General features: G+C 34.8%; 20 protein-coding genes and 1 pseudogene. 14 read left to right on the top strand and 7 right to left on the bottom strand.

All coding sequences use genetic code 11. From position 1 onward, the window contains the following. The first annotated feature begins 670 nt into the window (after positions 1-670). The 5 genes from ACP6PM_RS07710 to ACP6PM_RS07690 all read left to right on the top strand — a co-directional run bounded on the left by ACP6PM_RS07710 (position 671) and on the right by ACP6PM_RS07690 (position 4,378). The gene (locus ACP6PM_RS07710; protein ID WP_426583347.1) at positions 671-1,957 is read left to right on the top strand and encodes a type II restriction enzyme; all 1,287 of its coding nucleotides are present in this window, start codon (positions 671-673) and stop codon (positions 1,955-1,957) included. A gap of 102 nt (positions 1,958-2,059) precedes the next feature. Next, positions 2,060-2,236, top strand: a complete 177-nt coding sequence (locus tag ACP6PM_RS07705; RefSeq protein WP_426583380.1) for a helix-turn-helix domain-containing protein — start codon at positions 2,060-2,062, stop codon at positions 2,234-2,236. A gap of 169 nt (positions 2,237-2,405) precedes the next feature. Next, positions 2,406-2,609 (top strand): DUF751 family protein, encoded by a 204-nt coding sequence (locus tag ACP6PM_RS07700; protein WP_426583345.1) that lies wholly within the window; start codon positions 2,406-2,408, stop codon positions 2,607-2,609. A gap of 417 nt (positions 2,610-3,026) precedes the next feature. Continuing rightward, positions 3,027-3,404: a PadR family transcriptional regulator gene (locus ACP6PM_RS07695; protein ID WP_293110054.1), complete on the top strand. Its 378-nt coding sequence runs from the start codon at positions 3,027-3,029 to the stop codon at positions 3,402-3,404. Positions 3,405-3,841: 437 nt separating this feature from the next. Beyond that, a complete protein-coding gene (locus ACP6PM_RS07690) occupies positions 3,842-4,378 on the top strand; it encodes a cofactor assembly of complex C subunit B (RefSeq protein ID WP_426583342.1) in 537 nt (178 codons plus the stop codon). Positions 4,379-4,961: 583 nt separating this feature from the next. Here the strand turns inward: ACP6PM_RS07690 and ACP6PM_RS07685 are convergent. Then, positions 4,962-5,300 carry a DUF3155 domain-containing protein gene (locus ACP6PM_RS07685; RefSeq protein ID WP_426583340.1) on the bottom strand — a complete coding sequence of 113 codons (339 nt, stop codon included), beginning with the start codon at positions 5,298-5,300 and terminating at the stop codon, positions 4,962-4,964. A 184-nt stretch (positions 5,301-5,484) separates the two neighbouring features. Between ACP6PM_RS07685 and ACP6PM_RS07680 the strand changes: the two genes are divergently transcribed. From ACP6PM_RS07680 to ACP6PM_RS07670, 3 genes are all read left to right on the top strand, one after another. Next, complete coding sequence (locus ACP6PM_RS07680) at positions 5,485-6,906, top strand: GAF domain-containing sensor histidine kinase (protein ID WP_426583338.1); 1,422 nt, start codon at positions 5,485-5,487, stop codon at positions 6,904-6,906. Position 6,907: 1 nt separating this feature from the next. Next, positions 6,908-7,138, top strand: a complete 231-nt coding sequence (locus ACP6PM_RS07675) for an ATP-binding protein (protein WP_426583378.1) — start codon at positions 6,908-6,910, stop codon at positions 7,136-7,138. A gap of 717 nt (positions 7,139-7,855) precedes the next feature. After that, complete coding sequence (locus tag ACP6PM_RS07670) at positions 7,856-9,385, top strand: GGDEF domain-containing response regulator (protein ID WP_426583336.1); 1,530 nt, start codon at positions 7,856-7,858, stop codon at positions 9,383-9,385. A 428-nt stretch (positions 9,386-9,813) separates the two neighbouring features. On the opposite strand, the gene ACP6PM_RS07665 is transcribed toward ACP6PM_RS07670, so the two are convergent. Next, the gene (locus ACP6PM_RS07665) at positions 9,814-10,572 is read right to left on the bottom strand and encodes a phycobilisome rod-core linker polypeptide (RefSeq protein ID WP_426583334.1); all 759 of its coding nucleotides are present in this window, start codon (positions 10,570-10,572) and stop codon (positions 9,814-9,816) included. A 348-nt stretch (positions 10,573-10,920) separates the two neighbouring features. Then, positions 10,921-11,511, bottom strand: a complete 591-nt coding sequence (locus ACP6PM_RS07660; protein WP_426583333.1) for a phycobiliprotein lyase — start codon at positions 11,509-11,511, stop codon at positions 10,921-10,923. 736 nt (positions 11,512-12,247) lie between these two features. On the opposite strand from ACP6PM_RS07660, the gene ACP6PM_RS07655 reads away from it, so the two are divergent. Beyond that, complete coding sequence (locus ACP6PM_RS07655; protein ID WP_094673865.1) at positions 12,248-12,418, top strand: NblA/ycf18 family protein; 171 nt, start codon at positions 12,248-12,250, stop codon at positions 12,416-12,418. Positions 12,419-12,605: 187 nt separating this feature from the next. On the opposite strand, the gene ACP6PM_RS07650 is transcribed toward ACP6PM_RS07655, so the two are convergent. Next, positions 12,606-13,370 (bottom strand): RNA polymerase sigma factor SigF, encoded by a 765-nt coding sequence (locus ACP6PM_RS07650; RefSeq protein WP_426583331.1) that lies wholly within the window; start codon positions 13,368-13,370, stop codon positions 12,606-12,608. A 382-nt stretch (positions 13,371-13,752) separates the two neighbouring features. Here ACP6PM_RS07650 and ACP6PM_RS07645 point away from each other — a divergent pair, with 382 nt between their 5' ends. Then, positions 13,753-14,820, top strand: a complete 1,068-nt coding sequence (locus ACP6PM_RS07645; protein WP_426583330.1) for an RNA-guided endonuclease InsQ/TnpB family protein — start codon at positions 13,753-13,755, stop codon at positions 14,818-14,820. Between the two features lie 323 nt (positions 14,821-15,143). Here the strand turns inward: ACP6PM_RS07645 and psbO are convergent, their stop codons facing one another. Continuing rightward, complete coding sequence (psbO, locus tag ACP6PM_RS07640) at positions 15,144-15,974, bottom strand: photosystem II manganese-stabilizing polypeptide (protein ID WP_426583328.1); 831 nt, start codon at positions 15,972-15,974, stop codon at positions 15,144-15,146. Positions 15,975-16,513: 539 nt separating this feature from the next. On the opposite strand from psbO, the pseudogene ACP6PM_RS07635 reads away from it, so the two are divergent. Together ACP6PM_RS07635 and ACP6PM_RS07630 are read left to right on the top strand one after the other, a co-directional pair. Then, positions 16,514-16,606, top strand: a pseudogene (locus tag ACP6PM_RS07635) (helix-turn-helix domain-containing protein); the annotation flags it as partial. Positions 16,607-16,982: 376 nt separating this feature from the next. Beyond that, on the top strand, positions 16,983-17,282 hold the full coding sequence (locus ACP6PM_RS07630; protein ID WP_426583326.1) for a hypothetical protein: 300 nt from the start codon (positions 16,983-16,985) through the stop codon (positions 17,280-17,282). A gap of 3 nt (positions 17,283-17,285) precedes the next feature. On the opposite strand, the gene ACP6PM_RS07625 is transcribed toward ACP6PM_RS07630, so the two are convergent. Next, positions 17,286-18,464: a calcium-binding protein gene (locus ACP6PM_RS07625; RefSeq protein WP_426583324.1), complete on the bottom strand. Its 1,179-nt coding sequence runs from the start codon at positions 18,462-18,464 to the stop codon at positions 17,286-17,288. A 731-nt stretch (positions 18,465-19,195) separates the two neighbouring features. Here ACP6PM_RS07625 and ACP6PM_RS07620 point away from each other — a divergent pair. Both ACP6PM_RS07620 and ACP6PM_RS07615 read left to right on the top strand, forming a co-directional pair. Beyond that, entirely contained in the window at positions 19,196-19,429 is a 234-nt protein-coding gene (locus ACP6PM_RS07620) for a winged helix-turn-helix domain-containing protein (RefSeq protein ID WP_426583376.1), read from the top strand. 212 nt (positions 19,430-19,641) lie between these two features. Then, positions 19,642-19,824, top strand: a complete 183-nt coding sequence (locus ACP6PM_RS07615; RefSeq protein ID WP_426583322.1) for a hypothetical protein — start codon at positions 19,642-19,644, stop codon at positions 19,822-19,824. Positions 19,825-20,472: 648 nt separating this feature from the next. On the opposite strand, the gene ACP6PM_RS07610 is transcribed toward ACP6PM_RS07615, so the two are convergent. Continuing rightward, positions 20,473-21,153 (bottom strand): phosphoribosylanthranilate isomerase, encoded by a 681-nt coding sequence (locus ACP6PM_RS07610; RefSeq protein WP_426583320.1) that lies wholly within the window; start codon positions 21,151-21,153, stop codon positions 20,473-20,475. Positions 21,154-21,385: the final 232 nt, after the last annotated feature.

Raw genomic sequence — 21,385 nt, 5'->3', positions numbered from 1 at the left:
TCATTCTATGAAGCACTAGAAAAAATCGCGCGGCAAAGGATTTTCGGTTGCATCGTCAAAATTCTTGTGATATTATACAAGTTAACTGGGGTTGTTCGCCTATACACATGACTTTTTATTCAGCCAAGATTCCTTTCAATTTTCAATGATGAATAATTACCTCTTCTGTAATAGAAGGATTGGCGCTCAAGGAATTTTTTTCTTCTTTCTCTATCAATGAAGGGGCTTTATACCTTAATTTTTCGATAAGGAATTTTCCTACAGCAGCAATGCAAGGAATATTTTCATTTTGTCAAGCACCTAGAAATACTGGTTTTCCCCTCATCAAATCTTTCTTTCCATCCCTCCTTAGTGGAAAATCATCAAAATTTTCATTGTCGGAAGCTCCCAAAAAAAATCGCAGGACAAAGGATTTTCGGTTGCATCTTCAAAATTCTTGTGATATTATATAATTTAACCGGGGTTGTTCGCCTATACGCATGACTTTTTATTCAACTAAAAATATTATTGTTTCTAGACGATCGCTTAGGCTGTAGAAAGAAAAATCCAAATAAAAGTATAATAGCTTGTTCTAGTTAAATCAGAACTAATTATTAATTTCAAAGAATTGAAAAGAGGAATAGTCAATGAAATTCTAGTCTTGAATTTTTCGGTATAAGCAAGATTAATTATGACTAAGAATGATGATGCATGGGAAAAGCTATTTGAGAGATATCAAATATTAGAAGAGGTAAATAAAAACGGCTATTTCAAAATAGAAGCATCTCAAATTAATCAAGAACGAGAAAGTAGACTCATGGCAAAATTTGATCATATTGTTAACTTGCCAAAAATATTCAGAGATAATAATTTATCAATCCTACCGCTTTCTCGTTATCAATATATTATCGGTCATTTTCATACACATTTACCAGTCAAATACAACCTCGAAATCAAAACTATTCCTTGGCAGTTTCCCAGAGAAATAGAAACTATAGATTACACTAATTTATATTCTGAAAGTTCTGCATTACTTTGTGCATCTAATATAGGTATTATTGATGACTTAGTAGACTCAAAAACTAAATTCACTGTCTCAGGTAGAATGTCTACTGGAATCTTCGACTTCTACATTAAAAATTCTATTAACAAGCAGTCATATTCAATCAATGTTACTAATTCTCAGTGTGAAATAGATGCAGGATTTGAAACTGATAATTATTTCATTTTAATCGAAGCTAAAAACTACAAAGTTGAGGATTTTTTAATCAGACAACTCTATTATCCCTATAGATTATGGTCAAAAAAAATCAGTAAAAAAGTTGTACCAGTATTAATGACTTATTCCAACGATATTTTCAGCTTTTTTATTTATGAATTTGTAGATATATCAGACTATAACTCTATCACCTTAGTAGAACAGAAAAATTATGAAATTGCTTCAGAAGAAATACAGAGAAGTGAGGTAGAGTTATTACTAACTCAGATTCAAATAATTCCAGAACCGCCAAAAATACCATTTCCACAAGCAGATAAATTTGACAGACTAATAGACTTAATCTCCCTGCTACTAGAAAATGATTTAACTCCAAATGAGATTACAGAAAATTATCAGTTTGATAAAAGACAAACAGATTATTATACAAGTGCGGGAAAATATTTAGGACTCATAGAAAAACAGGGAAAAATATTCACATTAACTGATGAAGCAAAAGATATTTTGTGTCAACCACATCAACCTAAATATTTCAGATTAATCACCAAAATATTACAACACGAAGTATTTAATCAAGCATTTAAGTTGTCTTTAGAAACTGGGGATATTCCCGCAAAAGAACAAATTATTAAAATTATGTCTGAAAGTAATTTAAAAATCACAAATACAACAATAGATAGACGAGCATCTACTGTAAAAGGATGGATATATTGGATTTGGTCACAAATTGACCGAAAAATTGGGTCTCAAGCCTCGCCCTAGAAAGGAGATTTTTTAGTTGATGCGTGTTTCAATAAATATGTTATCCTAAATTTTAGTTTAAAGTCATATCATGAAAACTAGATTTAAGTATCTAAGTATCGTATATATCCAACACCGCGACAAAAATACCGATTAGCAAAGCTATTTGGTTGTGTCCGTGTTGTTTGCAATGATAGTCTGGGTTGTTGTCAGGAAAAATACAGATCACGAGCAAAGAAGCCGACTAATTCTGAGCTACAAAAACAGTTCATTATTCAAGCTAAAAAAAACTCAAAATAGAGAATGGCTATCGGAAGTTTATAACATACCATTGCAGCAATCTTTGAATGATTTAAACCAGGCTTATCAAAACTTTTTTAAATTAACTAAGGAAAGGATGTCAATAAGCAGATATTAAACTAATAATCTAATAATATTGTGTAGAGTTAAATTTTTATCTAACAAAATCATGCAAGAATTCTTTAACAATGTCTCACGTTACCCAAGGTACTTTATTACCGTCACCCTGGGAATATTCTTCTTTCTATTTGATAAGCTCAAGCCACTTTTAAATAAACCTATTACGGCGATCGCTCTCATTGGCTTAATTATTGGCACATTTAGTTTCCTAACTTTAACTTTACAAGCTATGTTAGGAGTAAATCCAACTTAACTAATCTGAAAACATAAACATTCAGCTATTAGCTATTAGCACCCCAGCAAGAAAAATGAAATACAAATTAGTGTAAGTCATATCTGTCTCTAAAATTCTTCCGAAAAAAATCTAGAAATTGTTTGGTAGATAACCTCCGGTGAACTGATTTGATTGTATTCATTTTGTTAATTATCCCTCAGTATTTCAATATTGATTTAGACATCCTTTATCTGCTCAGAAGCTAATAGCTGATAACTAACGGTTGAATACTTACAGCATATCTTACTTTTAACTTTTAACTTTTAACTTGATATCTTAACTTTTGACTTTTGACTTGATATCTTAACTTTTGCCTTTTGACTTGATTCTAGAATGAGTGGTCAGTCTAATGATTAGCACGATAGATTGGAAGGTAGAGTGAGTGGGTAAATCCAGATGACTTGTTTCGAGGACATTTATCAATTTTTCCAAAGTCCCCCTCCGGTCTATCTAAATAAAGAACTAGCGGTGTGCTATATCCTATCTGTATTATTGCAAAGAGACTCTTATGGAACTGAATTGATTGGTCAATTAGAAAGGGACTATCCTATTTATCGACTTTCTGACACTGTGTTGTATAGCGCTCTGAAATTTCTGGAAGACCAAGGGACAATTATTGGCTATTGGAAAAAGGTGGAAGGAAGAGGACGTCCACGGAGAATGTATCAAATTATTCCCCAATGGCGACCTCAAGCTATAGATTTGGCAAGACTGTGGTATGAATATACTAATCATGCTCATATTCGGCCTCAAATTCAACCATCCAGCTTTTGACATCATCCCTGGCCTTAAGGAACGGGGATTCCTACCGAGCCAGCTCCTCGGTGGATTGATTTTTCATTGGCTGCTGCTGACTTGACGCCAGTATTACGCTTGCCTCCGTGTCCGTTTAATTTTTCTCCCCGCCCACGACAACAATACTATAGATTATGTCTCCCTATTACATCATAATAGTAGCCCTATAAGGGCGAGGCGCATACCGCAATTTTTCGGTAATATAGATTTTATAGGAAATTAGGTGGGGGCAACTTTACTGCTATTTTTGGCCAAATACTGAAAAATATAGTGTTTTTGTGCCAATTTTTCAATTATAAAATCTAAATATAAATATAAGCCCTAGCTGATCTTAGTCACAAAGCAGCTAGTCTTTTTTTTCTTGTAAACTATTGTAAAAAAGAAGACATTAAAAACTAATTGAAATCTAAAATTGTATGAATAATACAGCTCTAATCTCGTCATTTGTACTCACATTCTTATCTACTATTGGTCTAGTTTTTTTTATCAAGGCATCAGTAAAAACTCGGACTAAAAATCTGAAACTGATAGCTGAACAGGAAGCTGACTCACTTTTAAACCAACTAAAAGAATATTTTAGCTATAGGGCTTACCGAATTGTTGATGTTAATGCAGCTCAGAATCAACTTACATTTGAAGGAATAGTTCGTCCTAGTTGGTTTTTGGCATTTTTCTTAACCCTATTAGCAGCAGTAGGTGCTTTATGTTTTGGGTTAGCTGTATCAATGTTAGTTCCTGAATTTGGTCAATACTTTATATGGCTAGTTTTAGTATCGCCTTTAGCAGGTATTTTTTATTGGCAAAAGTCTAAACGTCCAGAAAAAGTCGATCTGAAGCTTGAAGGAATATTGACTGAGGGTTCTCAAACCAAAAGTTTACTTTCCATCACAGCTCATAGGGATGAATTAGCATCCTTAAAAACAGCTCTAAACTTAAAAGCATACCAAGAATAAAACTAAAAATATAAAACTTTAAGAGATTGATTAACTTTTGCCTTTTTGTTAAGAAAAACTAACAAACATCAAGAGTTGACCTTTTTGCTAAAATTCCTGAGTAAAGAGTTATTTTTGGGAAAATCAGCCGAGTAAGTAAATTCTATCCTGGTAATTTGCCTAAGGGCGATTCAAGCAATTAATCCTCTTTTTTTTAGATAGCCGATAACCAAGGCGAAAAATCAAAGGGTTTGTGAAAAATTATCACAGAAATTGGGCGATAATCCAACCCCTCAGTAGATATTTTTATTGTGCATTGTTAAAAAATGTTATCAAAATAGTATCGGTAATTTATTTTGGTAAGCTATAAAAAATAAAAATAACTAAGGTTTCAAGTCCATTGGCAGATGGAAGCTTGAAATCTTAGTTACTTTAGCCTTCAAGGGCAATAAAATCTGTGATTATATACTACTAAATTAAACAAAGTGGGAATGCTACTTAAGCATTACCCGCTTGCTTAATTTAAGTATGAAGTTGGTACTTATTGGTCATAACTCAAAAAAAACATTCTAGATCACTAAAAAAAACGTTTTCTACAATGTCCTTAAACTTGATTTATACTTGGAGCAGAAGTAAGTACCTGTTTCTTCTCGGCTGTCTTAAGTTCCATCAAAACTTTTAAGCTTGGAAACAAGAAATGATTTTCTTCAACATATTGGGCTCCAAATAAACCTTTTTCCGCCCAGAAGTACCTATCGGTGGTATGCTCATTTCTTCTCACTAGAAGTACAGCAGGTGGGACAATACCTTGGGCATGAATAAACTTACGAGCAGCAGTGACTGGTTTATCTTCACCACTTTCAATGCTATACTGAGCTACTTGCTCAAGAATCCTGCGTCCTTCTTGTCTACGACGACTTTTGCGCTTACGTCTTCTAGCCAATTTCCTTACCTCCTGTGTTAGCCGATGGGTGTAGTTATGGCTACCAAATTTGATAAGATTATATAAATTTTAACAGAAAAACTCAAGTGTTTTTAATATTTTGATACAAAATATACACTCTGTTATCTAAAATCTAAAATAAACTGATGTCCAGTGGAAAATCACACAAATAGCTCCAATGCTAATGCCCACCAGTACAGAATTTATTGAACTTTGCAGATCCCAGATTGCTCTCGTATCCAGTTGGGGTGCGACCTTAAGCGTAGTTTACTTGACAGAGAAACTGGTAGAAGGGGGTGAAGCAAAGCTAATTCCTATTATCGCAGATCCAGAAATACCACAAAGTGGGGAAGCAACTTCGGTCTTAAAAGTAACCTCAGAAATACAAACATTAGATAACCTTCCGAAATTATCAGCAGCACCCTTAACAATCGGCAAAAATTCTCCAATTTTAGAAGCAAGTAACCATACAACAGAATCAAATTCAGGATGGCCAAAAAATTATCCTTGGCAACAACGTCAAATTGTTTTACCCTTAATCCATGATGGAGTAGTCATGGGATTACTGGTAACAGCAAGAGAAGACCGACCCTGGAATCAAACAGAAAAAACTCAAATTCAACAAGTAGCTCATACTATTGCCATAGCCTGCATTTTAGATCAACGTTCTGAATGGTTAAAGCAGCAATTTCAGCAACAACAACAGTTGCAATCTGAACAGTTTGATACGATGCACAATATACTGCATCAGTTGAAAAGTCCATTAACTGCACTACGAACTTTTGGTAAGTTATTACTGAAAAGATTTTTACCAGAAGATAAAAACTGGAATATAGCTAATAGTATTTTACGGGAAAGCGATCGCCTCAGAGAATTAATTGAACAAATTGATGAAACTGTTAATGTTGGGGAAGACATATTAAGTATTCCTGCTGAAAGTGAGTATCTTCAAAGCACAAATCAAAATGGAGATATAGAAGAAATAATAGATGCTCATCAAGAAGCTAATCAAAAATCTAAACCTCTGCGACTTTTACCAGGAGCTAATTTTTTAGAGTCAGTTTCTGTACAACAAGTTTTAGAACCTTTATTAGTTTCTGCCAAAGCAATTGCCGATGAAAGTAATATAGATTTACGAGTTTATTTTCCCGATCTTTTGCCAATTGTGCAAGCTAATTATAAAGCTTTGCGAGAAGTTTTAAGTAATATTATTGATAATGCTTTAAAGTATACTCCGAGCAAAGGATATATTTATATTAAATTAGCAACTTTAGCTCCGCAACCAAATCATCAGAAATCAATTAATAGTGAAACGGAACCAATGCTGGCAATAGCTATCAGTGATACAGGTTATGGCATTCCATCGGAAGATTTAGAACATTTATTTGAACGAAACTATCGAGGAGAAAAAGCTAAAACAAATATTCCAGGAACAGGATTAGGATTAGTAATTGCTCGTAATTTGATAGATGAAATGCAAGGTAAAATTCAAGTATATTCTCCTGTAGATACTCAATGGTTACCCAGTTATTTAAAAGAGCAAGATTTAGTAATTAATGGTGGTACTACAGTTGTTATATGGTTACAAATATTAAACCAAGAATAGTATTCTTATATTTGAACGAAACTATCGGGGAGAAAAAGCTAAAACAAATATTCCAGGAACAGGATTAGGATTAGTAATTGCTCGTAATTTGATAGATGAAATGCAAGGTAAAATTCAAGTATATTCTCCTGTAGATACTCAATGGTTACCCAGTTATTTAAAAGAGCAAGATTTAGTAATTAATGGTGGTACTACAGTTGTTATATGGTTACAAATATTAAAGCAGGAATAGTATTCTTAATTATATATAGCAATATGAAATAATTCGTGAAAATTTTTACAACAGTTAATTTTAACTGAAAGCCTTTTAAATTATGTACGTCGTCAATCCGACAACTCCCCTACCTGACTCCTGAGTTATGACTTCTAATTACTAAGTTGGTACACAAAATTAATTGCAATTTTGGCAATACTAAAACCAGGATCATATAGGTATTACAGGGAATATAACTGTGCAATTAATTATTTTTAGGTACTTACCAAAATATTACAACTAAAATAGGATTGCTATATAGTAATTTTACTGTTAGGTAAATTACAGTATTCAACATTACCTCTTCATTGTGACTAAAACATAGAATAAAATCGGGCTATTGTAATAACCCAGTTGAATTTGATAAAAAAAGTATTATTATAGAAGAGTACAGACAAACTACGAACTTTTACGAAGCTTATTAAAAACCTTTGTAAGTTCAGTTATCCTACAACCAACTCCTTTTTGGAACGTAGGAAATATCTAGGGAGTTAGTACATCAGGAGCATCTAAAGTTAAACCTCTTGCTTAATTCTTCACCCTGCATTTTACCTTTAATATTAGGTGGGGAAGGAAAATCTGTGCTGTTGAAAGATAAAGATTAAGGGATACAATCATCCTCAAACTTGGCAAGAGGTTTTTTTCTTATTTGTATGAAATATATTTAATTGTCAATAATTTCAGATTTTGAAAAAAATGAAAAATTTACAAGGATCTCCTGAACCAGTAATTTGTATAGTAGAAAATAACTATAGCAACATTAAGTTATTGTCTAGTCTATTGAGAGAAAATGAGTATGAATTTGTAGTAGCTCACAGTACAGAAGAAGCGATAAAAACATTACAAAATATATCGGTAGATATAATTTTAATAAATTTGACTTCAAAAGAGAAATTGCAGATTTGCAGATTTGTGCAAACTTTAGAATCAACGAAAAATATTCCGATAATTTTTATCGGAGCCAATCAAAATGAAATAAATCAAGTTCAGCAATTAAATATAGAAAACTTAGATGATATTAAAATGCCTATACAAGCAGATGATGTTTTAACAAAAATTAAGTGCCATCTTCAAATACATTCTTTGAAAAAACAACTACAATCTAAAGAGCAAAAATTACAACAAGAAATATACTTAAGAGAAAAGGTAGAAAATGAACTAAAAGAGCATAAATTAATGCTAGAAAGTCTAAGAGAAAATTTACCAGGGATGGTTTACTATAGTAGTAATGATTGTAATTTAAACATGAACTTTGTCAGTGACAATTTTTATAGTTTGACTGGTTATCAATCCGAGGAATTGATTCAAAATAAAATTATATATAGCCAATTAATTTACCCTGAAGATAGAAAATATCTTTGGCAAGAAAGACAAAAAGCTTTACTCAACAATCAACCATTTCAGTTGATTTATCGGATAATTACAGCTAAGAAAGAAATAAAGTGGGTTTGGGAACAGGGTAAAGGAGTTTACTGTTCAGATGGCGAGGTATTAGCAATCAAAGGTTTAATTATAGATATTACAGCTCAAAAACAAGTAGAATCAGAACTAACAAAGCAAAACATAGCATTACAAAAAGCAGAAACAGCTTTAATTATTGCTAATCAACAACTCCAAAAAGTTGCTAAAATAGACGGTTTAACAGGTATTGCTAACCGTCGTTCTTTTGATGAATATTTAGAAAAAGAATGGCGTAGACTGACAAGAACAAAATTACCTTTATCTTTAATTTTATGTGATGTAGATTATTTTAAATATTACAATGATTACTATGGTCATTTAGCAGGAGATGATTGTTTACGAAAAATTGCTCAAAGTATTAAACAAACTGTTAAACGTTCCGCAGATTTAGTAGCTCGTTATGGGGGTGAAGAGTTTGCGATAATTTTACCAAATACATCTGGTGAAAATGCAGAAAAAGTAGTAGAATTAATTCGTACAGCTATTCACAAATTATACATTAATCATTCTGCTTCTAGAGTAAGTAAATATGTTACGATGAGTATGGGAGTTGCAAGTGTCATCCCTACTAAAACAGAGTCTCCACAATCTCTAATTGCTAAAGCAGACGAAGCACTTTACCATGCAAAAGAAAAGGGGCGCGATTGTGTAGTTTTTTTTAATCGAGATTGTATTAAAGGTACTCAAACTTACCTTAAAAATAATTTAAGCTATCCAAAATCCCAGGAAAACGTTACCCAAAGCTTCTTACTAGCCATCTCTTAATCTTAATCAACTTATTATTTATAATTACAGAAACATATTAACTTTTTTGCTCTGATATCCTTACGTAAAGAGTCTAATTTTTAAACTTGCTGTAGGAAGTTTCATAGTTAGATAAAAAGAGTTAAACTCAACAATTTACACTTCAAACCCGTCTCTAAAATATATTGATAATCTTCCCTTTGCCAAGTTAAGCTGTTCTTTCCTTTGATAAACAACATAAATAAACCGCATTTAGATAACTCCTATTTATCCATAGTTCATATATTTAAAAATGCAGATTTATACGAGATTCCCAACCTGATAGAATTTTGTAGGGATAGAATATTCATATCAGCAGTTCTAGTCAATTAACCAAATACTCTGCACAAATAATCACCCCTACAAAACTTAATTCCACTCCATCAGAAGTGTTGAAACCAAGCCGTAAATTATACTTTACGATAAGGGACCATACCCAGGTTAATACTACCTAGGTTTGGTTTTGTTGCTGATTTTCCTTGTACACCAAGACCCCGTGCCAAACTCAAGAATTGAGAAGGATCGCCTGCCTGAGGCTTCTTTTCTTGAGGAGTAAAGCGACGTATTTCATTTTGATACACGATTTGAGGGAAGCCTAGAATAGTCCGATAGTAGAACTCATAACGAGGTGTCTTCAGATTAAAAGGAGTTTCTCCTCCATCGCGTTGGGGTAAAACCCGACGACGCTGGTAAGGTACAGTATCAAAGCCAAAGTTGTCTAAGTATTCTTCACTATCAAGCAACTCATCAATGAAACCTTCAATACCCTTGGTAGCTACAACAATAGACCAAGCAATCTTTTCCCTTTCGCTGTAAACATCACGACCTAACACCCGTTGAACACATAACTCAACAAAGCGATAATTGCTATTAGTCTCGTAGTTATTCCGACGGAATGGATCGGACATTACCAAACCCCGAATAAAATCTCGAACTGTAATTTGACCATTTTTTAGCTGAGATTCTAGGAAGGTTTGGCGATCGCTCTTCAGGATCTGATGTTCACTATAAATTTGGCGATAAGCTGCCCAGATTAACTCATTCCACTCTGAACCAGAAGGTAAAGATTCAGCAGAATAAATAATTGGTTGGTCGTCACCAGGGACTTCATAACCCGCAACCCGTGAATTTTGACTTATGGGTTTGTATTCTAATAATGGAATCGCCACGTCAGAATCTCCTTAAAATTATTAAATGTGATTTATCAAGTGTGGCCATAGCACACTAAACTTTACCGTGATTCAGAAAATTGCATCAATAGCCAACCTTTAGATTAAGGGATTGAGGCGATCCAAGTCTTACTTTTATTAACTTACGCAACAATCTGTAATATTTTTGATCTAGCAGGGAACAGGGAACAGGGAACAGGGAACAGTTAGAAAAACATTTCCTACTCTAAGATTCATCATCTGACTTCTAACTTCTATAGTAGTCACCAGGGCAGTTAGGACATTCTTGCGCCCCTCAAATAAAGTCACAGCAAGAATTTAACTTCTGAGTTCTGACTTGTGCTATACCTACCAGCCAAAAGCAGAATAAAATTGTTTAGCATCCTCTAATGTTTTTGCCTCTGAGTCTGAGTTACTTTCCTCTAGCCGAACTTCGGTACAAAACGTGGAAGTATTAAATCCACCAAACCGCTTCACTGCACTGCTTCGCATCCTCAGATTAGGGCTAGGAAACCAAAACCTTTCAATAGAACTCATAGTTTCATATTCTGTAATTAAATTCAGCCCATCCTCATCATCCATCTCAAACAGTCCCACCACTGGGACAATTTCAGCATAGCCACGCTCTCGCAACATTCTGCCTTTTCTAGGATTTTCTGGGTCAGGAACAATAGCAAATACAGTAGACCCCTTATGATTTTCATCATTTTTATCCCATGCCATGGAACCATCCCAAGTAACAAAAGCCCCTCCGGCTGCCAAATTTGGATCAATTTCGTGCATTTTGCAGATTTCTACTATTTTTGGATCTTTAGCATCTAAGCTGGTTACTTGAATATCTGAGCTGCCCATTTCCGCTTGTCTAAAGGCTAGGTGATGGGTTGTCCGTTGCGATCGCCACTTACCAGCACTTCTTTGAAAAAATTCCATTGCGTCCATTAGCCACTTCTCCATTTTTCAACTTCATAAGACATTAGTCCTAACCTAATTATCATAGAACTTCTAGCATCAACTACTCCGCCTCATAGAAGGACGGAGTTTCTTGTACCCCATACCCTACCTATTTAGCATTGTTTCTGACGCTTCCTTACAACCATTTGCTTCATGCTTCGACAATCAGTAGGGATGGCCGACTCTGCGTCTAAAGAGGTCAGGAACTGACCCCTTGCCCAAGTCAAGCAGACTTGAGCTGAATTGATATCTCTGTCTGGATGGTACTCGTTACTGCCATCGGCAATTTATTTGCTTTGGGGTATGCTATGGCCGACTTGTTGCCAAGCTCCCTATCGGGGTACGGGTTGCAATCCTCACGAGCTTGCGGGTCTGTTACAGATATGCCTCGCTATACCAATTTTAACCTGCTAAGGCCTCTAATAGGAAATGTTCGTCTCACTGGCTCGATGCAAGTGAGACTGACCGCTCTGCCCCATCTTCAGCGAAGCAAGAGGGGGCAAGATAGCGTATTTAGTTTTATTTAAACCCTGCCCTTAAGAGCGAGGTTTTATTAAATTAATGTTAACTTTTGTCGAGTAAATTAATTTCATAATGTACATGATGGACAGTATGTCAAGTAAATGTTACGATAATTTACATATTAGGAAACATATACATTTAGCATAGTAATGGCCTTAAAATATTGGCCAATATCTATTATCTAAACAAGGAGGACTCAACTATGGAAATGTCTAGCAGCTTAACTATGGAGCAACAATTCAAATTACAAGTTCTACGGGACGAAGTTAAAAGCTTGAGCCGGGAAGAGGCCCAAGAGTATTTAGTTGAAGTATTGCGACAAAGTATGGTTAAGGAGAACCTATTCAAACACTGGATGAAAGGCAAAATTTAATCTATGCCTTTCACTAAAGACTCGAAGATAGTCAGTATTAAAAACTAACCCCACCCAATTACTAGATATGGGCGGGGTTGATGATATTAGCACTTAGGCAATGATAGAAAAGCTAGAATTAATTCAATAAGGCAATATATTTTATTTACTGATTAGTAGTATTATTTTGGTTTTAAGCCATCAAGTGCTACTGCATGATTTTTTGTAGAGATTTTAAGCCCTTCTTGACTCTACGAGAAACAGTAACAGCACTAATTCCCATTCGTTCGGCTGTTTCCTTCTGAGTCAAATCACAGAGAAACACAAACTCCAAAACCTTACGAGTACCCTCTTCCAATTTAGCTAATGCTTGCTGTAAACGAATTTGGTCTTCTTGAGCTAACTGAAAACTACGATACTGACTATCCGGGACTAATTCTCCCAAACAAGTAGTTCCATCAGCTTCATCTTGAACTGGAGCATCTAAACTCAGAGGGGCACGGTTACGACAGGCAAGTTGAATTTCATGCCACTGGTCCAAAGAAATATCCAAAGCAGAAGCTACCTCTAAATCTGTAGGTTTCCGGTTCAACTTCATTCTCAGGTCTTGTATCACTTTTGTGGCCTGCCGATCCATAGCTAACCAATTTCTGGGGATCCGTACAGAAGGACTTTTATCTCGTAGATAATGCTGAATTTCTCCTCGAATATAAGGAGTAGCAAAAGAACTAAAGGCTCTTCCCTTAGAGATATCAAATCGCTCAATTGCTCGAATTAATCCGATACAACCTACTTGGAGTAAATCATCGTAGGTTTCCGTACATCGATTTAACCAATGATAAACTTCCTTCCTTACAAGTCCAATGTTAAGTTTAACTAATTGGTTCCGGAGCTTATGAGAAGGAGACTGTTGATACTGATGCAACAGTTCTAGGTTTTCACTTTTTAGTTCTTGAGTGACGGTGGTAGACATAGCTATATTATGATTTTGAGAGCCAACCACTGATGGTAGATCGCATACAGATTATATTAATGGATATGTAAAATAAATGCTGTGAGTTGACGAATACTAGACTGTGATCTTAAACACAACTGCTTAATTAGAGTTTTAGTTAGAACTGATTTGTAGTTTTTACAACTTATGCTTTGCAGCTTTAGACTATGTGTAATTAATTTTGGATCGCTACTTAATATTATAAGTATATATAAACAATAATATTAAATAGCTGTTGATCTAAATGTTGCGAGAAGACCCGCGCTTTCCTGCAAGGAAGCGTCGGGATTAATCGCAACCAACCCATGCGGTTTTACAAATAATGTATTAAACTGTAAGTGTTGACTTAATAAGTACGTAGATGGTTGAGAAAGCGTATAAATTTAGATTCTACCCTACTCCAGAACAAGAAAACTTGTTGAGGAGAACTTTGGGGTGCGTGAGACTCATCTACAACAAAGCCTTGGCAGCCAGAACTCAAGCTTGGTACGAGAAACAAGAGCGAGTAGGCTACAAGCAAACTTCGGCCATGCTGACAAGCTGGAAAAAACAGGAGGACTTAGACTTTCTGACTGAAGTCAGCAGTGTACCATTACAGCAAAGTTTGAGGCATCTACAAACAGCTTTTACTAACTTTTTCTCTGGACGTGCTAAATATCCTAACTTTAAGAAAAAACGCAATGGTGGGAGTGCAGAGTTCTCCAGGTCGGCATTTAAGTGGAAAGATGGTCAAGTATATCTAGCGAAATGTTCCGAACCATTACCGATCAGATGGAGTAGGCAATTACCACCAGGATGCAGTCCTACTATAATAACAGTTAAACTCGAACCTTCTGGTAGATGGTCTGTATCTTTGAGGTTTAACGACCCCAGAGATTTAAAGCTTAAGCCAATCAAAAAACAAATTGGTGTCGATGTCGGCATTAGTAGTCTCATCGCGACAAGCGATGGCACAAAAGTCAACAACCCTAAGTATTTCAATCAACTATACAAAAAACTCAGGTTAGCTCAAAAGTCCTTATCTAGGAAAACCAAAGGTTCTAACAACTATCAGAAAGCACGGCTTAAAGTAGCTCGCATTCATGCCAAAATTAAAGATTCAAGGCTTGACTATACTCATCAACTAACCACTCAACTAATTAGAGAAAATCAAACTATTGTAGTTGAGGACTTAGCAGTTAAGAATATGGTCAAGAATCATAAGTTAGCTAGAGCAATTAGTGATGCGAACTGGGGTGAATTAGTTAGACAACTAGAATACAAAGCAGAGTGGTATGGACGGGAATTAATCAAAATTGATAGATATTTTCCTAGCTCAAAAAGATGTTCAAATTGCGGGTATGTAGTAGATAAACTACCTCTACATATAAGAGAGGGGACTGTCCTGAATGTGCAGCTGACCACGATAGAGACATCAACGCAAGTATAAACATTTTGGCTGCGGGACTCGCAGTGTCAGCGCCAGTCGCTCATGGGGGGAACCCCCAAGACCGCGCTGGCTTGTCTGTGGAGCGACTGTAAGACCTGAAGGGATCAAGTCTCAGAAGGCGGGTGCATTGAAGCAGAAAGCCCCTATCAGTGATGTTAGGGAATCCCACGCTGTCTCCTAGAGCAGCGTCGGGAGGATGTCAATAATAGCTACTTCAATTATTTTTGACAAAAATAAAAGACTCTTAAGCAGCTCTAGTATAAACCATATAATCTCAACCCCGACACAATCTTTAGATTTGTCGGGGGAGTATATCAATTAGCCTAAGAAACTGTGTCTACCCGACCGTAAAAAGTACCACGAACTTTAACTTCTACAGCTTCTTTTGCGCCTAAATCTGTATCAGAAGGCTGAACTGCCTCAAAGAGGCCAACAATTTCACCTGTTTCCCCGTCTACTTTAGTAATTTGAAGGGACATCTCACCGGCTTTGAGAAGAGTATCTGCTGACTTAACATTAGCTTTGACAAACTCTTGATCATCTGAACTAGCTGGTAAAGCTACTGCATTATCATATCCTGAAGTCACACCACGACCTTTCGGGTCTAGGAAACTAGAGCCTCGGTAGGAAGGAACATTGTATATTCCCTTAAAATCAGTAGAAGTATTGATAGCAGTAATACCAGGTTGGCTATTAGCAATAAGTCCTTTGACAGTAAATAAAAATGGAACTTCTTCTCCACCTGGCAAAAGAACAGTTATGGGTTGGAAGTCCATACCATATTGTTCGTTAAATGTCAAAGAATTATCTTCATTAAAGACAAGCTCACCTGTTACTTGATCTAAGCTAGAAGTATACCGTGTTAATTTTCTTCCTTCAACAAATTCTGCTTCTTGGCGTTTGTTAGTTGGTTCTTCCTTAACGAAATAGGTAGTTGGCTGCAAACACAAATCTGTCAAAATGTAAGATCCATCAGACTCAAGGGCAATGGAACCACGAGCTGTTTCTGGTAATTCAGGACAGTTGTTGGCCAAGCCAGTATTTACAATGTCTTCATAAGTAAGTGGTTTATTGCTATCAGGACTTTCTGAACAGGCGGTTAAAAAACTCAAACACACAGCTAATAGTGCCGCAATTAAAGCGCGATACCTCATTGTCAACCTCAAGATTCAACATTCAATATTTAACATTGCTACTGCGTTATATGTTTACGCAGTATGAGTAATCCAGTTTTAGATTTTAGATTTGATCATAAAGTAAGGGCAATTAGGATAAAGTTATTCTTCACATTCTCAATTTGCTTAGTGTGAGAGTAGATTTATCTTTAGTATTAACCCAAAATAATATTTTACATTGCTGGTTACTTTTTCTTAAATTCAGTTTTATAAATTAAAATTGCATAAGTAAATATACTTAATTCTCAAATATTGCCATGAAGAAACTAAGCAACACAGATGTATCCTTTTGTGTAGTGTGAGGTGAAAATTTCTCTGGCTTTAGCTAAAGCCAGAGAATCTTTGCTCTGTACCGATAGGCCATAGTCTGGATGATAAGCGGTCAATTGAGGGATTATGTGCGAAGTGCAGGTTACGCCAACGATACCCCGAAAACGGATTTGGTATGATTTTTCATGCTAGACTAACTTAGGGCAAATCAAATTTATTCTAATATGTTATAAGTTGTTAAATTCAAGCTATATCCAAATACAGAAAAACAACAGTTACTAGAGCAAAGTTTTGGTAATTGCCGTTGGCTGTGGAATTATTGCCTCAACTTAATGAATTAGACATATAAAGAGACAGGAAAAGGTTTGTGTGGCTATTAAGTTAAGCAGTTAATTCCTCTGTGAACATTGTGGTTTCAACTGGGAACGAGACTTGAATGCAGCGTTAAATTTAGCTATGGCGGGCAGTTCGTCCGTGACATCCTGTGGACTGGTGAGTGCCGACATTGCTAGAGTGAAGCAGGAATAGAACAGATAATCATAGATTTCTATAGATTATCGTAGGTTTCTAAGAACGGCGAAGTCTATCGTCCGACTAAGAAGTAGTAATAGAGGACACAAGAAATCTACAATCTACTACTACGCCTGTCTCTGGTTAGGAAACCTGTGCTGTACGCTAGCATCAGGTAGTTCACTCAAATTGCTCTTAAGTGGTAATATGGACACAAATATAGAAAATGAGTCAATAAATTTACACAGTGATTTACAATCATTAGCAGATTCAGTAAAGGCTACAGCTGAAAATTATCAGGACGATCCAATAGCAATATTGGCTATCCTGCGAACTCTGGAAAGTTTACATCAGGAACTAAGAGAAGGTTCGTTTCAACAAACATTGCCAGATAATCGTCAGGAACTCTATAATTTACTTAAGGATATAGAGACAAAGGGAGGTTGGCCTTATATTCCCAGGTTAAGATTATACTATCTGTTGGAAAACTGGTCTGATAATGGTTAATAATCATAGAACTTCACCAGCATTATTAGAATCAACTTCAGGTAAAGGTTGACTAATATCTACAAAGTCTTCTTCTGAAATTATGGAAGCTGGAACATTTACCAATATTGCTAATAATCTGCCATTATCGATAGTGATTAATGTATCTCTGAAATTTAAACCAGTTCCTTGTTCAAAAGTCAAATCTTCAAAAGTCAAGTTACCACTTAAAGCCAAGAAATCTTCTAAGGGATTAAAATCATTAATTACATCAATATTACCTAGTTCTCCAGGTAACACAAAAATATCCGATCCCTCACCACCAGTTAATGTGTCTTCTCCAGCTTCTCCAAATAATATATCGTTGCCTCGATCGCCTAGCAAAGAATCATTACCATCACTACCTTGAAGGGTATCATTATCTTTTCCACCAAACAATGTATCCTCACCAATACCACCAATAACTGAGTCGTTATTTGAGTCACCAAAGAGAGAATCATTCTCTTGTTCACCAAATATAGTATCATCACCTTTTCCACCACGAATATTATCTACATTTTCTCCACCAAAAACTCGATCGTTACCCCTATTACCATTAATAAAATCACTGCCAATAGCTCCAAAGAGCAAATCATTGCCTGCTTCTCCGAAAATAGTATCATCACCACTACCTCCGTCTAAAGAGTCATTACCATCACCACCCAAAAGCGAATCGTTACCTATACTGCCATTACCAATATCATTTCCTAGGTCGCCAAATATTACATCATCATCAACATTTCCAAATAGACTATCATCCCCTTGACTACCTCTTAATGTATCGTTACCATCTCCTCCAGTAACTAAATCAAATCCTTGATTACCAATTACTAAGTCATCTCCAGTTTCTCCAAATAAAGAGTCGTTGCCATCTTCTCCTGCTAGAGAATCATTTCCGGGACCACCTTCAATAGTATCATCTCCGGAACCTCCTAATGCTGAGTCGCGTCCATCTTCTCCTTGCAAGAAATCGTTATCTTCACCACCAATTAAAGAATCAGATCCAATACCACCAAAAATTTCATCTTCTCCTTCTCCTCCATCTTGAGTATCATCTCCTCCTTCACCAAAAATAGTGTCATTTCCACCAAAACCTTCCATAAAATCAGGTTCTGGAGAGCCAATTAAAAGATTATCATTGTTATCTCCTGAAATATTTGCCATATTATTTGGATACTCCTGTGTTACTACTAATTTGATTTTTTAAAAAGTAAGGTTTGTATAAAAAAAACAAAATATTCTAGGTTTTAGGATTGTGTTTTTTTCATCTTTAGCATTCGATTTTTGTGTTCGATGTCCCTCTATCCTTACAAGTTACTTGTGACTTAAAATTTAACTATTTTGTTTCCTATTTGTTTCAGAATTCAGCCTGTTTTGTGCATAAAAATCCAGATTAATTATGGATAGCTAAAGTGGCATTGCTGAAATTTAATGGTCAGTATAGGAATCCTATTTTATTTGTGTATAAAAATTTTACCGCTTTTAGGGAACACTTAACTCGGAACAGGGATAAAGGTCATAGTTTCAGTTTTTTTATCTACTTTTTGATTTGTCACAACCTATTGAGGATTGCTATAGCTTAAGGTAAAAACAGAAAACATATTTCTTTCCTTGATACTTAATCTCAAAATTATAACCACTCACAAACACCCTCTCAATTTAGCTAATATATTGTAATTTTTAATGTAAATTTTAGCCCATAATATTAATATTAATTACTGCTTTATTTGGTTGTAAATTTTAGTGCTGATAGCTGAATAATTTCCTTAAATGTAATCTGTAATTTATCAGGTTACGGAATACATAAATATTACTGTGGCAGCTATATCGCTTTACTCTTAAATATGTCAAAAACTTTTGTGAGGGAATGGAAAGGAGTTTTCAACTGATAAGGAATTGAGGGATTAAAATTAGCGTATAAGGGTGCAAAAAGTTATCTGACGTATCAACAAAGGGATGAAGTTTTTAAGTGGCTTCACGAGCAAGAATATTGGGATTTATCTGAACTTGAATGTTATTTAATTGACAAATTTGATGTAGTTTTTAAATCTCCAACAAGTTATTATAAACTCTTCAAAGAAGCTAAGATAAGCTGGCAAAAAGCTCAACCCAAAAATCCTCGCATCTGAGTCGGGAATCGTCAAAAAAAAGAGTGCAGAAATCCAGAAAATAATCCTGGATAATCTGGAAGATATAAAGTCTGGAAAGACTCTAGTGTATGCAATTGATGAAGTTCATTTACTAGAATTTTCATTTAATTAGCTATCTTTGGGGAAAGACGAAGGAACGACTCAAAATTCCCATCAAAAATTCTCAAAATCGTCAAACATATTACGGTGCAATGGATTTAGTTAATTGTGAACTAATTATTCAGAATTATCACGCAGGAAATGGGGATTGTAGCGTAGATTTCCTGAAAAAATTGCTGACAATAAATACCGACTTATTACATCAAGAAAAAAGTCGAAAAATCATTAGATTTGGGGATGAAGCTTCTGATCATAGAGGAGAAAATATGCAATAATTCCTGGCAGAATTGAATCAAGATTGAGCTACTGAAGACTGGAAAATAACCTGTCATTTGTTTGCTCCTTACGCCCTCGAAGAAAATCCAATAGAAGCGATCTGGCTATCCTTAAAAAATCTACTTAGGAGATGTTATTGCTTCTGCAAAAATTTCACAATAATTAAGAAGATGTTTGAAGTTTTTGTTGAGTATAATTTATTTGATTTTCCTGACATAAAAAAATACAAGGCATTTTCGGGTCTAATTTGAAAAAGCTATATTATCCAATATTTTCTAAGTCCGATAGATTGGAGTATTATTTCAGTTTAGGAGATGTTATTGCTTCTGCAAAAATTTCACAATAATTAAGAAGATGTTTGAAGTTTTTGTTGAGTATAATTTATTTGATTTTCCTGACATAAAAAAATACAAGGCATTTTCGGGTCTAATTTGAAAAAGCTATATTATCCAATATTTTCTAAATCCGATAGATTGGAGTATTATTTCAGTTCTTATTTATGGAAAGTTAAATAGAATAAAAACCTGAAGATTTAACTATATTTTGGTCAGGATTTAGATTGATTTGTGAAAGCAAGAGCAAACCCCTTATGGATAGTTGAGGAAGCTGCTATAAACTTGTACCAGATATGATACTTGCTGCTTTTTCTATACTTTAACCCCAAGTTTCGCTAGACTATCAAATAATTTTTTTACCTTAACTAAATCTTTATCTCCAGGCGTTGTTTCCACACCACTTGATAAGTCTATGCCACAAAAATTATGATTAAATTCTATTTTAGGTTCAGAATCTAATATAAATTGTTGTATTCCTGCTGTGACGTTTTCTGGGGTTAAACCACCTGCTAATAACCAAGGAAAAGTAGGGTAAAATTCTTCAAGCATTTTCCAATCTAAAGTTTGACCAGTACCTCCTAATTTATCTGGATGATAAGCATCTAGGAGTAAAGTATCAATATAATTTTCATAAATATTTGCTTTTTTTAAATCTTGAGGAGATTTAATTCTCAGGGCTTTGATTATTTCTATATTATTTGGTATTGACTGACGTAAGTGATGACAAAATTCTGGAGATTCATTGCCATGTAGTTGTATTCCAGTTAATTTTGTATGTTTAATTATTTCTGATAATAAATTTATTTCAGGATTAACAAATACCCCGATTTTATCAATATTTATTGGCAGTTTCTCGACAATATTTCTGATATTTTCTGGAGTAATATAGCGAGGTGATTTGGGAAAACAGATAAATCCTAGAGCTGTTGCTCCCATCTGAGCGATCGCTTGTCCTTGCTCTAGTTTTGTAATTCCACAAATTTTGACGCGCATTAATTATACCTACTACTAACTAAATTTTACTTTTTTGTATCAAAACTTAAAATTATTGTTAATTATTAAAACAAATTGTAGCTTTTAGCTAAAGCTTCTTGATAATTTACAAAACATAAGTTGATTTAAACACTGCCCTTTATGGCGGTGTATTTTAAATTTACTCAATTGAAGGTTAATTAACTATTGTTGATTTATTAATCTTTATTAACATAAGTTCATATATATTGAT

Origin of the sequence: Dapis brunnea BLCC-M229 (genome assembly GCF_050015995.1) — a bacterium.
Taxonomy (GTDB): domain Bacteria; phylum Cyanobacteriota; class Cyanobacteriia; order Cyanobacteriales; family Microcoleaceae; genus Trichodesmium.
The sequence above is the reverse complement of the archived record's forward strand: the minus strand, read 5'-3'. Positions and strand labels throughout refer to the sequence as shown.